This window comes from Mesorhizobium sp. M2D.F.Ca.ET.226.01.1.1 (genome assembly GCF_004022705.2).
Taxonomy (GTDB): Bacteria; Pseudomonadota; Alphaproteobacteria; order Rhizobiales; family Rhizobiaceae; genus Mesorhizobium.
This window is the reverse complement of record NZ_RZOY02000010.1, coordinates 104,128-117,728: the sequence shown is the minus strand read 5'-3', so window position 1 is coordinate 117,728 and position 13,601 is coordinate 104,128. Positions and strand designations below refer to the sequence as shown.

Sequence of the window (13,601 nt, the reverse complement as noted above, 5' to 3'; positions counted from 1 at the left end):
ACATAGCAAATATAAAGCTATGCAACATAGCAATCGGAGGAGGAGACCGACATGACCGAGAAGACCAGCGAAGCCGAAGACGCGGTTGCCTTCGATGTCGAGGGCGGCATCGCCTGGGTGCGCTTCAACCGGCCGGCCAAACGCAACTCGATGAGCCCGACGCTCAATCGCCGCATGATGCAGGTTCTCGACGAGCTCGAATTCCGGGACGATGTTGGCGTTCTCGTGTTGTCAGGTGAGGGCGCCGCCTGGTCGGCCGGCATGGACCTCAAGGAGTATTTTCGCGAGACCGAGGCGAAAGGCCTGGGCGCGGTGCGCAAGGCGCAATCCGAAGCCTATGGCTGGTGGCGGCGGCTGCGCTGGTATCGGGTGCCGACTATCGCCATGGTCAATGGCTGGTGCTTCGGCGGCGGCTACGGCCCGCTGTTTGCCTGCGACCTCGCCTTCGCCGCCGACGAGGCGCATTTCGCGCTCTCGGAGATCAACTGGGGCATCCTGCCCGGCGGCGGCGCCACCAAGGTGGTGGTCGAGCTCCTGTCCATGCGCGATGCCATGTATCACGCGCTGACGGGCGAACTGATCGACGGCCGCAAGGCGGCGGCCTGGAAGCTCGTCAACGAGAGCGTGCCGCTCAGCGACCTCAAGGCGCGCGTCGCCGAAGTGGCCGGGGTCCTGTTGAAGAAGAATCCGGTCGCGCTCAAGGCCACCAAGGACGCCATCCGCCGCGTCGCCGAGATGACCTACGACAATGCCGAGGACTATCTGGTGCGCGCGCAGGAGGCGGCGAATTCCTTCGACAATAAAGGCCGCAAGGAGGGCATTCGCCAGTTCATCGACGAAAAGAGCTACAAGCCCGGCCTCGGCGCCTACGACAAGGCGAGATGACCCGGAAATGACCTGACGCCGTGGCGGCACTGATGCCGGCCGGCAACCGATACGGCGCGTGACACGGGAGGAGAACGCAAATGCCGGCCTGGACGACCCCGGACCCGGTTGCCATGCATGCCCGGGCGCAGCCAGACCGCCTCGCTTGCGTCGACCTTGCATCCGGGCGCAACTGGACCTACGCGGCGCTCGACGACGCCATCCAGCGCGCGGCCGCAGTGCTCGAAAGCCATGGCGTAGAGCAGGGGCAGCGGATCGCCGCGCTCGCCCGCAACAGCGCCGACCTCGTCATCCTGCAGCAGGCGGCGATGCGCCTCGGCGCCATCTTCGTGCCGGTCAACTGGCGGCTCGCGGCAGTCGAGCGACAGGTGATCCTGGCCGATTGCGGCCCCTCGCTTCTGGTGCACGACGCCGACCTGGACATCGCGGCGCCGTCCGGCTGCGCGGCTGTCGCGATCGCGCGCTTCGCGGCGGCGGTGGAAGCGGCGACTCGGGCGGCGCGCCATCCCTTGCCGGAAGCCGACCGGCCTTCGATCATCCTCTACACTTCAGGCACGTCGGGCCGACCCAAGGGCGTCATCGTGACGGAGGCCAATGCTTTCGCCACCGCCGTCAATTTCGGTGTCGTCGGCCGCGTCGGCCATGACAGCATCGTCCTGTGCGACGCGCCGATGTTTCATGTCATCGGGCTGATCACCAATCTTCGCCCCGTGTTCCTCAAGGGCGGCACGGTCCTGATCTCCTCCGGCTTCGATGCCGGCGTCACCAATCGTCGGCTGGCCGACCCCGATGTCGGCGTCACCCATTATTTCTGCGTGCCGCAGATGGCGAAGATGCTGCGCGAGCATGCGAGCTTCGCGCCCGCGCGCTGGACGTCGCTCAAGGCCCTTTTCACCGGCGGCGCGCCGAACCCCGCCGCGGATGTGCTTTGGTGGCTCCAGCAGGGCGTGCTCATGGCCGACGGCTACGGCATGACGGAAGCCGGCACTGTGCTCTGCGTCCCGCCGGAGGCGGATCGTATTGCCGTCAAGGCGGGGTCCGCCGGCTTGCCGGCGCCGTCGGTCTCGCTGCGCATCGTCGATGACGCCGGCAGCGATGTCGCGCCTGGCGATACCGGCGAGATCTGGCTTGCCGGCCCCAACGTCACGCCGGGCTATTGGAACCGGCCGGACGAGACGGCGAGCGCCTTCAGCGGGGACGGTTGGTTCCGCACCGGCGATATGGCGCGGCGCGACGACGACGGTTTCGTGACCCTGGTCGACCGCCGCAAGGACATGTTCATCTCCGGCGGCGAGAACGTCTTCCCGGCCGAGGTCGAGACGGCACTGCTTGCGCATCCCGATATCACCGAGGCGGCGGTGATCGGCATCGCCGACGCGCGCTGGGGTGAGGTCGGCCGCGCCTTTGTCGTGCTGCGGCCCGGCCGCGCGCTGGACTCCGAAGTGCTGGCCAGCCACTGCGCCGCGCACATCGCGCGCTATAAGGTGCCCAAGGAATTCCGGGCGGTGGAAGCGCTGCCGCGCACGGCGTCGGGTAAGGTTCAGAAGCATGTGCTGCGGGGGCTGGCATAAGGAGCGCAAGAGGGGAATAAGCGCGGCGACCAGTTCCAAGATGCCTGCGTCCGCCTGCGTTGCCTCCTTCGCATTCAGCGATTGCCCTGTTGAATTCATGCCCGCTATGACAGATCTGTCAGCCATGCCGGCCGGAAGGATTTTGCAATGAGCGAGCTGAAGATCAGAACCCGCAACACTGGCGCGCTTGCCGTCATGCTCCCGGGAAGCCTGCCGACAATAACCACCCCCACCGGCGGCACGATCGACGTCGTCACGCAGGTCAGCGCGCCAGGGTTCAATCCGCTCGATCTGCTCTACGCTTCGCTGGCCGCCTGCATGGTGCTCAGCGCCCGCATCGCCGCCACCCGTCTCGGCGTCGCCGATCGGTTGGGTGAGGTGAGGGCGGATGTCGGCGGCGATAAGGCGAAGGACGAGGCCTCGCGGGTTGAGACATTCACCATCAAGCTGGAAATCACCGGCGATCTCGACGCCGCGACGAAAGAGCGAATCCTCGCGGACGCGGAGGACATCTGCACCGTTTCCAACACGCTGCGCGGCGGGCCGGCACTGCACGCAACGCTGGGGTGAAGCTGATGGCGCATCTCTCTGTGATCGACTATGCGACCGCCTCCGAAGACATGCGCGCCGAGCATGACCGCGAACTCAAGCTGCGCGGCCGCATGACCAACATGAAGCGCATCCTGCTCCACTCGCCCGCCGCGCATCGCATCTACGCCGAATGGTTCACCCTGCGCGATCTTCTCAAGCCCGCACTCGACGACCGAGCGATCTGGCTGCTCTCGAAGGCGATCGCCGAGACGATGCGTGCCGAAATCCCGGTGACCTTCTTTCGCCGAGCGCTGATCGAGAGCGGCCTAGATCCCGAAGCGATTGAGCCAACAGCCGAAGAAGCGCTGCTGATGCGGTTCGGCAAGGCGGTCGCGGCCGATGCCAACTCCGTTCCGGATGAAACCTGGGCCGCGCTCAAGGCGCGCTATGACGAGACGCTGCTGGTAAACCTCACCGCCTTCGCCGGCATCATGGTGGCGACCTGCGTGTTCACCAATGCGGTGAAGGTCGATCTCGATCCGGAGCTGGAGAGGTATCGCAAAAAAGACTAAGGCCGAGATCCTTCGCGCCCCCCTCTGTCCTGCCGGACATCTCCCCCACAAGGGGGGAGATTGGCGGTTTCGGCGCTCCGCCATTCCTACGACGTTGGTGATTGGCGAAAGCCAGCGCGACAGCTGATCTCCCCCCAAGTGGGGGAGATGTCCGGCAGGACAGAGGGGGGCGCTGTCCCTCCAGCTTCTCCAATGGATCTCACTCACATCCGCAGGAATCGGGTGGCCGACGCACCTCCTTCGCCCCACTTTGATGGCAAGCAAGGAGCCAAGCCCATGACCATCCACTCCCTCAACACCAAACGCGCCAGCCGCTCCGCCGAATCCCGCGTCGCCGCGCAGGATTGGCGCGGCATCGTCTCCGACCTCAATACCCATGGATGCGCCGTCATGCCCGGCCTGCTGTCAGCGGAAGAATGCGCCGATATCGCCGGCCTCTATCCGCATGAGGAGCATTTCCGCAGCCATGTGATCATGGCGCGTCACGGCTTCGGCAAGGGCGAGTATCGCTACTTCAAATACCCGCTGCCGGATCTGATCGAGGGCCTGCGCTCGGCCCTCTATCCGCAACTGGCCACGGTCGCCAACGACTGGAACGAGAAAATGGCCGTATCGCTTCGCTATCCGGCCGACCACGCCGCGTTCCTCAAGCGCTGCCATGACGAGGGTCAGACGAAGCCGACGCCGCTTCTCCTGCAATACGGCCCCGGCGACTTCAACTGCCTGCACCAGGATCTCTACGGCGCGCTCGCCTTTCCGCTGCAGGTAGCGATCCTGTTGTCCGAACCCGGCGAGGATTTCACCGGCGGCGAATTCGTGCTCACCGAACAGCGCCCGCGCATGCAGAGCCGCGCCGAGGTGGTGCCGCTGAAGCGCGGCGATGCGGTGATCTTCGCCGTGCACAACCGACCGGTGCAGGGCACGAAGGGATATTACCGGGTGAACCTGCGCCACGGCGTGAGCCGTCTGCGCTCGGGCCGGCGGCATACGGTGGGGATCATTTTTCACGATGCGAAGTAAGGCGCGGCGACGAAGCAGCTGATCTCCCCCCTCGTGGGGGAGATGCCCGGCAGGGCAGAGGGGGGCGCGAAGGATCACGGCATTCGATTTATTCCTTATCCCGGCCATACAGTTGGCGGAAGAACGCGCGGCAGAAGTTGAAACGTCGGCGCGAGGCGCTCCCCTCTGGCCTGCCGGCCATCTCCCCCACAAGGGGGGAGATCGGCTGCCACGCCGGCCTTCGCCAATCTTCAGCGCTCTGCGGCGCTTCTACCTCTTCCCCTGCCGCCTGCATTCGCGTACACGCCCGGGCAAATCCCGCCACATCAGCGCAGTTGCCCGGACCGCCCCATGATCCGTCTCGAAAACATCGGCAAGCAGAACGGCCGACAGATCGTCTTCATCGAAGCTTCGGCCGCCTTGCAGAAGGGTGAGAAGGTCGGCCTCGTCGGCCCGAACGGCGCCGGCAAGACGACCTTGTTCCACATGATCATCGGAGAGGAGCAGCCGGACGAAGGGCAGGTCTCCGTCGATCGCGGCGTCACCATCGGCTATTTCAGCCAGGATGTCGGCGACATGGGCGGATTGAGCGCTGTCGCGGAGGTCATGGAAGGCGCCGGGCCGGTGAGCGCGGTGGCGGCTGAGATGCGCGAGTTGGAGCACGCCATGGGCGATCCCGAGCGCGCCGGCGAGATGGATCGGATCATCGAGCGCTATGGCGAGTTGCAGCATCGCTTCGAGGAGCTCGACGGCTACGCGCTGGACGGCCGCGCCCGCGAGGTGCTGGACGGCTTGGGCTTCTGCCAGGAGATGATGGACGGCGACATCGCGAAGCTTTCCGGCGGCTGGAAGATGCGCGTCGCGCTCGCCCGCATCCTCCTGATGCGGCCCGACGTCATGCTGCTCGACGAGCCGTCGAACCATCTCGACCTCGAAAGCCTGATCTGGCTGGAGAAGTTTCTCAAGGATTATGACGGCGCGCTCTTGATGACCTCGCACGACCGCGAGTTCATGAACCGCATCGTCACAAAGATCATCGAGATCGACGCCGGCGCGCTCACCTCCTATTCCGGCAATTACGAATTCTACCAGGAGCAGCGGGCTCTCGCCGACAAGCAGCTGCAGGCGCAGTTCGAGCGCCAGCAGGCGATGCTGGCCAAGGAGATCGCCTTCATCGAACGCTTCAAGGCGCGCGCCTCGCATGCCGCGCAGGTGCAGAGCCGGGTGAAGAAGCTCGACAAGATCGACCGCGTCGAGCCGCCCAAGCGTCGCCAGACAGTGGCCTTCGAGTTCCAGCCGGCACCGCGCTGCGGCGAGGACGTGGCGACGCTGAAGGGCATCCACAAGGCCTATGGCAGCCGCTCGATCTATTCCGGCCTCGACTTCCAGATCCGCCGCCGCGAGCGCTGGTGCGTGATGGGCGTCAACGGCGCCGGCAAGTCGACGCTTTTGAAGCTGGTCGCCGGCGCCTCCGAGCCCGACGAGGGCTCCGTCGCACGGGGCCCCAGCGTCAAGATGGGCTATTTTGCCCAGCACGCCATGGAGCTGCTCGACGGCGAGCGCACCGTCTTCCAGACGCTGGAGGATAACTTCCCGCAGGCCGGCCAGGCGCCGCTTAGGGCTTTGGCCGGCTGCTTCGGCTTTTCCGGCGACGAGATCGAGAAGAAGTGCCGCGTGCTGTCAGGCGGCGAGAAGGCGCGGCTGGTGATGGCGCTGATGCTGTTCGACCCGCCCAACCTTCTGGTGCTCGACGAGCCGACCAACCACCTCGACATCACCACCAAGCAGATGCTGATCGAGGCGCTGTCGCAGTATGAAGGCACGATGCTTTTCGTCTCGCACGACCGCCATTTCCTCGCGGCGCTCTCGAACCGCGTGCTGGAACTGACGCCCGACGGCATCCACACCTATGGCGGCGGTTACACCGAATATGTCGCGCGCACCGGCCAGGAAGCGCCGGGGCTGAGGGGGTAGGGGTCTTATTCAGAGCGCGTCGTAGACGGCGTCGATCAGGGCCTTGCGGCGCGGGTCCAGGTCGTCGAAGCCCAGCATGCGGTTGGTGACGTAGCCGAACCCGACGGCGGCGCCGGGATCGGCAAAGCCGACGGCGCCGCCCCAGCCGGTGTGGCCGAAGGTCTGCGGCGAGGCGCGGCCGCCATAGACAGGGTCCTCGATCTGATAGCCCGCGGCGAAGGCGGCCGGCAGCGCGAAGCTGTCGTCCATGCCGCGAAAGCGCGGCCTCGTGGCCTCTTCGATCGCCGCGCGGCCGATCAGCGGCGTGCCTTCAAAGGCCCCGCCCGTCGCCATCATGCCATAGATGCGCGCCAGCGCATGCGCTGTGGATTGGCCGTTGCCGCCCGGCACCTCGGCGGCGCGCCAGGCGCGGTCGTTCGGCGCCAGGGCGCGGGGCGCCGGGTTGTCGCACGCCTGGGGGAATGGAGAGGCGCGCACGAATTCGACCCAGTCCGACGTCTTCGGGCCTTCGATCATCTCGGCGACGCGCGAATCCTCTGGCTCCGGCAGGCCGATGTGGAAATCGGCTCCAATCGGGCCAGCGATCTCTTCCGCGACGAAGCGGCCGACGCTGCGCCCGTCGACGCGCCGCAGCACTTCGCCGGCGAGATGGCCGTAGCTGAGCGCGTGGTAGACGCAGCGGCTGCCGGGGTCCCAAAGCGGCGGCATGGCGGCAAGCGCATCCGTATAGGGCGTCCAGCCGAGCAGGCCTGCCTCGTCCATCGACACGGCGAGGCCGTTCAGCCCGGACTGGTGCGACATCACCTGGTCGAGTGTGATCCTCTCCTTGCCGCCGGCCGCGAATTCCGGCCAGTAGCGCGCGACCGGCGCGGCATAGTCCAGCTTGCCACGCTCCACCAGCATGGCGATCGCCAGCGCCACGACGCCCTTGGTCGAAGACCAGACATTGATCAGCGTGTCACGCCGCCACGGCCGGGTGCGGGCGGCATCGGCGTGGCCGCCCCAGAGATCGACCACGGTCCGGCCCTCGACCACGACCGAGACGCCGCCGCCATGCTCGAGGCCCTGGGCGAAACTCCAGGCAAATGCATCGCGCACGCCGGCAAAACGCGGATCACAGTTGCCGTCTACGTTCATGCGCGAATTCCCACCAAAAGCGCCTTATCCGAACAGCTTGGTCACAAAGCTCTTGAACCAGGCAAGCTGCGCCGCGTGGTGGGCTCCCATCATCCGGTCCTGTTCGTCCCGGTCCTGGGCGCCGAGCGTTCCACAAGGGGCGCCTTGGCGGTCCTGCCAGCAACACTACGGTACAGCTTAGCGGGCTGTCGCAAATGTGCCAGCCTCCAGTTCCAGCTGGACGCTGGCGGGCGGCGCACGCGCCGGGCCTCACCCCTTGGCCAAGCCGCGGTCGATCAGCCGTGCCAGGCGCGCTGAGAACGCCTTCGCGTCGGCCGGCTTGTCGCCGTCGAGCACGCGCGCTTCGTCATAGAGCAGATGCGCGGCGTCTTCCTTGAACGCCTTATCGTCGTCGCCGAGTTTTGCCAGCGCCGCGACGCGCTCATGGCGCGGGTTGATCTCGAGGATCGGCTTGGCGGCCTTGTCGAGCCGGCCGGCGGCGTTGAGCAGGCGCTCGAACTGGCGGTCGGGGCCATGCTCGGGCGCGACGAGGCAGACGGCGCTTTCGGTCAGCCGGTCGGAGGCCTTCACGTCCGACACCTCCTCGCCAAGCGTCGTCTTCACGAAGGCAAGGAATGTCGCGATATCCGATGACGTCTCGCCCTTGGGCTTCGCCGCGTCCTCGGGCAGCGGAATGTCGGCAAGCTCCGCCGCGCCCTGCGTCACCGACTTGAACGGCTTGCCGTCAAACTCCGGCGCCATCGTCACCCAGAAAGTGTCGACCGGATCGGTCAAGAGCAGCACCTCGATGCCGCGCGCGCGAAAACCTTCGAGCTGCGGCGAGGCTTCCAGCCGGGCGCGGTCGTCGCCGGCCATGAAGAAGATCGCCTTCTGGCCTTCCTTCATCGCTCCGACGTAGTCGGCAAGGCTGCGCCCGCCTTCGCCGGAGGTCGTCGAACGGAAGCGGGCAAGCTTCAGCAACTGCTCGCGCCGCTCATAATCCTCATAGAGGCCTTCCTTGAGGACGACGCCGAAATTCTCCCAGATCTTCGCATAGGCTTCCGCGTCGTTTTCGGCCGTTTTGGCAAGGTCGCCCAACACGCGGTTGGTCACGCCCTTGCGGATCGATGCGAGCAGCGGGCTTTCCTGAATCATCTCGCGCGAGACATTGAGCGGCAGGTCGGCGGAATCGATCAGGCCCCGCACGAAGCGCAGGTAGCGCGGCAGGAGATCGGCATCGTCGGTGATGAAGACGCGCCGCACATAGAGCTTCATGCGGCCCTTGCGGTCCTGGTCGAACAGGTCGAACGGCCGCGATCCGGGCACGAAGGCAAGCACGCTGTATTCCTGCCGGCCCTCGGCACGGAAATGGATGGTCGAGGCGGGCTCGTCATACTGGCCGGCAATGCTGCGGTAGAAGTCGGTGTATTCCTCCGGCTTGATCTCGCTCTTTTGCCGCACCCAGAGCGCCGTGCCGTCGGCGATGTCGCGCGGCTCCGCGTCGGGTTTTTCGACGAGCGTGATCGGCACCGGCACATGGCCCGACTGCGATTTCGCCAGCCCTTCCAGCCGGTAAGGCGTGGTGTAGGAAGAGGCGTCTTCCATCAGATGCAGCACCACGCGCGTGCCGCGTCTGGGCGCCGCCTCGAGCGGCGCCGGCGCGATTTCATAGGTGCCCTTGCCGTCGGACGACCAGCGGAAGGCCTCGTCGCTGCCGGCTTGGCGGCTGATGACGTCGACCCGGTCGGCGACCATGAAGGCCGAGTAGAAGCCGACGCCGAACTGACCGATGAGCTGCGTGTCCTCCGCCGCCTTGCCGGCCTCGACGCGCTCCAGGAAGGCGCGCGTGCCGGAGCGCGCGATCGTGCCCAGCGCCTCGGCCATCTCGTCGCGGCTCATGCCGATGCCATTGTCCGCGACGGAAAGCTGCCTGTTGTCAGGATCGGCGGCAATCGTGATGCGCGGCTTCGGATCGTCGCCCAGAAGCTCGGGCCGGCTGACCGCCTCGAAGCGCAGCTTCTCGCAGGCATCGGCCGCGTTGGAGATCAGCTCGCGCAGGAAAACGTCTCGGTCCGAATAGACCGAATGCACCATCATATGCAGCAGCCGCGAGACGTCCGCCTCGAATGTCCTGGTTTCCGTCGCCTTGGTGTCCATCGTCATTCAGAATTCCTGGGTTGGTCGTTTGCCCGCCGCGCCAGCACGCGCCGGTTTTCAAATCTTCAGTCATTGTTGCTTGTGGACGCACGCCCTGCCAGCGCTGCGGGCGCCAGCGAAACCATGTCCGGCGCCAGAATATCGTGGCGGCGGGCGAAGGCAACAAGGGTTGCCCGCACCGTTTCCGCGTCGACCTCGCCGGCAATGCCGGCTTTGCAGGCGTTGAGCGCGATCGCATGTGCGCTGCTCCTGCTCGCAGCCGGCCAATCCTGCAGCAGGGCATAGGCTTCCGCTACGGTCTCCAGCTGCACCGGCAGGCCCATGCCGACGAGCACAGTGATCGGCTCTTCAAAGCGGTCGTGGCTCATGGTCTGAACCCTCTTTCGGGCGGATGCCTATCGAGCTCGGGCGAAGGCCGGTCGCGAGCGCATGCCGGCGCGGGTAGGGCGGTTGCAGGACGACGCCGTGCGGCCGCGATTGGCCTATGCCGGTGAAGGCCTGCAAATTGACCGGGCCCGCCGGCGTGGTGTGCGTCGCTGAGCTCTGCTGGTTCAGGCGCGGCGGCGGCAGCGCGCTATGCGCCTTGGCCAGGGCCTCGAGCCAGGCGGCGACCGCCAGCGGCACCGGCGCGCGCCCCTCGATCCAACGCGTCGCATCGTTCCTGGAACAGCCAAGCTCCTGCGCAAGGTCGGCGGCTTCCCACCGCAATGCTCTCAGGCATTCCCGCAAACGTCCTGCAATCATGGCAATCGCAATTCCCTTCGCTGGCATCCAAATCGGACGACCCCGCCGCGGGGGCGGGGTCCATTTCGCTCAGCTTCGCGCCGATGTTTCGGTGGTCGACACCTGCTGTGCAGCAAGGAACATCAGCGTCGAGGCGACGGTCCGCCGGTTCCATCCGGCGGATTCGGCCGCGTCGAGCAGGCCTGCCAGCAGCGGCTTCAGCGCGCTCCGGCATTCGCCTTCATAGGCGAGGAATTCGCTTGCCGGATGCGTCGGCGCGGGAATCGAGCCATCCCCGCTCATCATGTTCATGACGGCCTCCCATAGTTCTGGTGAAAGGCCCGCTCCCGCTACCGGAAGCGGGCTCCTGTCAGCCTCTCAGAAGTCCATGCCGCCACCCGGCATGGCCGGAACCGCGGGTTCCTTCTTCGGCTTTTCGGCCACCATCGCTTCCGTTGTTACCAGCAGGCCGGCAACCGATGCCGCGTCCTGGAGCGCGGTCCGCACCACCTTCACCGGATCGATGACGCCTTCCTTGTAGAGGTCGCCGAAGGCATTGGTCTGTGCATTCCAGCCGTAACCGAATTCCGGTTTCTCGCGAAGCTTGCCGACGATGATCGAGCCTTCTGCACCGGCGTTCTCGGCGATCTGCCGCACCGGCGCCTCGATTGCGCGACGCACGATCTCGATACCGTGCTTCTGGTCCTCATTCTCGGCCTGCAAGCTGTCCAGTGCCTTGGCGGCCCGCAGCAGGGCCACGCCGCCACCTGGCAAGACGCCTTCCTCGACCGCAGCGCGGGTCGCGTGCATGGCATCGTCGACGCGGTCCTTGCGTTCCTTGACCTCGACCTCGGTTGAACCGCCGACGCGGATCACCGCGACGCCGCCGGCGAGCTTGGCCAGCCGCTCCTGCAGCTTCTCGCGATCGTAGTCGGAGGTGGTCTCCTCGATCTGCGCCTTGATCTGCGTGACGCGGCCCTGGATCTCCTCCTTCTTGCCGGCGCCGTCGACGATCGTGGTGTTCTCTTTTTCGACCACAACCTTCTTGGCTCGGCCAAGCATCTCCAGCGTGACGTTTTCCAGCTTGATGCCGAGATCTTCGCTGATGGCGGTGCCGCCGGTCAGGATGGCGATGTCTTCCAGCATGGCCTTGCGGCGATCGCCGAAGCCCGGAGCCTTGACGGCGGCGACCTTCAGCCCGCCGCGCAGCTTGTTGACCACCAGCGTCGCCAGCGCCTCGCCCTCGACATCCTCGGCGATGATCAGCAGGGGTTTGCTGGACTGGACCACAGCCTCAAGCACGGGAAGCAGCGCCTGCAGGTTGCCGAGCTTCTTCTCGTGGATCAGCACATAGGGCTCGTCGAGTTCGACGCGCATCTTGTCCTGGTTGGTGATGAAGTAGGGCGAAAGATAGCCGCGATCGAACTGCATGCCTTCGACGACTTCCAGCTCGGTCTCCGCGGTCTTTGCTTCCTCGACGGTGATGACGCCTTCGTTGCCGACCTTCTGCATCGCTTCGGCCAGGAAGCGGCCGATCTCGGCATCCCCATTGGCCGAAATCGTGCCGACCTGGGCGATCTCGTCATTCCTGGTCACCTTGCGGGCGTTGGTCTTCAACTCCTGGACGAGAGCCTCGACGGCTTTGTCGATGCCGCGTTTCAAATCCATGGGATTCATGCCCGAGGCAACCGCCTTGGCCCCTTCCTTGACGATGGCCTGGGCGAGAACGGTTGCAGTCGTGGTGCCGTCGCCGGCGATGTCGCTGGTTTTCGAGGCAACCTCGCGCACCATCTGGGCGCCCATGTTCTCGAACTTGTCCTCGAGCTCGATCTCCTTGGCGACGGTGACGCCGTCCTTGGTGATGCGCGGGGCGCCGAACGACTTGTCGATGACGACGTTGCGGCCCTTGGGGCCCAGCGTGACCTTCACCGCGTCGGCGAGGATGTTGACGCCGCGCAGCATGCGCTCGCGCGCGTCGGAATGGAATTTGACTTCCTTGGCAGCCATTGGATCACTCCTTGTTTAGGCAGTTTTCATTGACTGGTTGCGGTTCGGTCGAAGCCCCCGGTCAGGCGGCTTTCTCCAGCGTCGCGGCCTGCTCGATCACGCCCATCACATCGCTTTCCTTCATGATGAGCAGATCCTTGCCGTTGAGCTTGATCTCTGTACCTGACCACTTGCCGAACAGGATTCGGTCGCCGACCTTCACGTCGAGGGGCACGAGCTTGCCACTCTCGTCACGGGCGCCCGGGCCGACGGCGATGACTTCGCCTTCCTGCGGCTTCTCCTTGGCAGTGTCGGGGATGATGATGCCGCCAGCCGTCTTCTCTTCGGCCTCGATGCGGCGGACGAGTACACGGTCATGCAATGGACGGAACGTCATATCGTTCTCCTTCAGGACAAACAGATTGCGAGAGGTTCCTCCGCTCCGGGCCGGCAGGACCGGAGCGGGGCTCGCGCGACCCTTTCGGCGTCGCGCGCATGTGGAACTAATTTTGCCTTCTTCTACTTTCAAGGGGGTGCCGCAAAAATTTTGGCACTCTCGGCGGCTGAGTGCTAGCGCGCTGAAAACATGCGGTAAATTCGATCGCGCCGATGAAGGAAAGGCTTGAATCCGCGATTGAGCTGAACAAGATTATCGGCGCCCGGCAGCGCCGGGTCCGCCGAGAAATTGAACCCGAAACAAGGAGTTTTTGGACACGGAGGACAGAAATGGACCGACAGAAGCTTTCGCCGATCATTCCTTCCCTAGCTCCCGAAATATCAGACCTCTCGCTCGACCGGCTGCTGTCGCCGGCCAGCCATTTTCAGCAGCCGCGGGATGTGCTGGAGGACGGCTCGCTCGACACATGGGAAAAGCGGGCGATCCTTTCATCCTGGGCATCCGACGCCTGCGCCGTGGAATCGATGCCGGCGCTGCGCCAGCCCCCGGGCACCGGGCAGCCGGTGTCCTTCGACGACATCATGGATGCGCTGCGCCGGCTTGATGCGCTCGCCCCGCCGCCCAGTGGCCCTGCCGATGACGACCACCGGCAGCTGGTCGACCGGCTGAGCGCGTGAGGCGCAGAAGGCG

At 65.6% G+C, this 13,601-nt stretch carries 14 protein-coding genes; 7 read left to right on the top strand and 7 right to left on the bottom strand.

The genetic code is table 11. The annotated features are described in order from the left end of the window. Nucleotides 1-51 precede the first annotated feature (51 nt). From EN869_RS22865 to EN869_RS22835, 6 genes are all read left to right on the top strand, one after another. The gene (locus tag EN869_RS22865; protein WP_127228254.1) at nucleotides 52-885 is read left to right on the top strand and encodes a p-hydroxycinnamoyl CoA hydratase/lyase; all 834 of its coding nucleotides are present in this window, start codon (nucleotides 52-54) and stop codon (nucleotides 883-885) included. Between the two features lie 80 nt (nucleotides 886-965). After that, the gene (locus EN869_RS22860; protein ID WP_127228253.1) at nucleotides 966-2,456 is read left to right on the top strand and encodes an AMP-binding protein; all 1,491 of its coding nucleotides are present in this window, start codon (nucleotides 966-968) and stop codon (nucleotides 2,454-2,456) included. A gap of 147 nt (nucleotides 2,457-2,603) precedes the next feature. After that, complete coding sequence (locus EN869_RS22855; protein WP_127228252.1) at nucleotides 2,604-3,026, top strand: OsmC family protein; 423 nt, start codon at nucleotides 2,604-2,606, stop codon at nucleotides 3,024-3,026. Nucleotides 3,027-3,031: 5 nt separating this feature from the next. Further along, nucleotides 3,032-3,559: a hypothetical protein gene (locus EN869_RS22850; protein WP_127228251.1), complete on the top strand. Its 528-nt coding sequence runs from the start codon at nucleotides 3,032-3,034 to the stop codon at nucleotides 3,557-3,559. 276 nt (nucleotides 3,560-3,835) lie between these two features. Beyond that, entirely contained in the window at nucleotides 3,836-4,579 is a 744-nt protein-coding gene (locus tag EN869_RS22840) for a 2OG-Fe(II) oxygenase (RefSeq protein ID WP_127228250.1), read from the top strand. Between the two features lie 330 nt (nucleotides 4,580-4,909). Continuing rightward, entirely contained in the window at nucleotides 4,910-6,532 is a 1,623-nt protein-coding gene (locus EN869_RS22835) for an ABC-F family ATP-binding cassette domain-containing protein (protein WP_127228249.1), read from the top strand. Between the two features lie 9 nt (nucleotides 6,533-6,541). On the opposite strand, the gene EN869_RS22830 is transcribed toward EN869_RS22835, so the two are convergent. The 7 genes from EN869_RS22830 to groES form a co-directional block, all read right to left on the bottom strand. Beyond that, complete coding sequence (locus EN869_RS22830) at nucleotides 6,542-7,669, bottom strand: serine hydrolase domain-containing protein (RefSeq protein WP_127228248.1); 1,128 nt, start codon at nucleotides 7,667-7,669, stop codon at nucleotides 6,542-6,544. A 249-nt stretch (nucleotides 7,670-7,918) separates the two neighbouring features. Continuing rightward, the gene (gene htpG / locus EN869_RS22825) at nucleotides 7,919-9,811 is read right to left on the bottom strand and encodes a molecular chaperone HtpG (RefSeq protein ID WP_127228247.1); all 1,893 of its coding nucleotides are present in this window, start codon (nucleotides 9,809-9,811) and stop codon (nucleotides 7,919-7,921) included. Between the two features lie 59 nt (nucleotides 9,812-9,870). After that, on the bottom strand, nucleotides 9,871-10,173 hold the full coding sequence (locus tag EN869_RS22820) for a DUF982 domain-containing protein (RefSeq protein ID WP_127228246.1): 303 nt from the start codon (nucleotides 10,171-10,173) through the stop codon (nucleotides 9,871-9,873). Beyond that, complete coding sequence (locus tag EN869_RS35150; RefSeq protein ID WP_245489574.1) at nucleotides 10,154-10,549, bottom strand: helix-turn-helix transcriptional regulator; 396 nt, start codon at nucleotides 10,547-10,549, stop codon at nucleotides 10,154-10,156. The genes EN869_RS22820 and EN869_RS35150 overlap by 20 nt, the downstream gene beginning before the upstream one ends. A 69-nt stretch (nucleotides 10,550-10,618) precedes the next feature. Further along, complete coding sequence (locus EN869_RS22810; protein WP_127228245.1) at nucleotides 10,619-10,840, bottom strand: hypothetical protein; 222 nt, start codon at nucleotides 10,838-10,840, stop codon at nucleotides 10,619-10,621. A 66-nt stretch (nucleotides 10,841-10,906) separates the two neighbouring features. Beyond that, a complete protein-coding gene (gene groL / locus EN869_RS22805) occupies nucleotides 10,907-12,535 on the bottom strand; it encodes a chaperonin GroEL (protein ID WP_127228244.1) in 1,629 nt (542 codons plus the stop codon). Between the two features lie 61 nt (nucleotides 12,536-12,596). Then, nucleotides 12,597-12,911 (bottom strand): co-chaperone GroES, encoded by a 315-nt coding sequence (gene groES, locus EN869_RS22800; RefSeq protein ID WP_127228243.1) that lies wholly within the window; start codon nucleotides 12,909-12,911, stop codon nucleotides 12,597-12,599. A 212-nt stretch (nucleotides 12,912-13,123) separates the two neighbouring features. Between groES and EN869_RS35665 the strand changes: the two genes are divergently transcribed. After that, complete coding sequence (locus EN869_RS35665; RefSeq protein ID WP_348630870.1) at nucleotides 13,124-13,588, top strand: hypothetical protein; 465 nt, start codon at nucleotides 13,124-13,126, stop codon at nucleotides 13,586-13,588. Nucleotides 13,589-13,601: the final 13 nt, after the last annotated feature.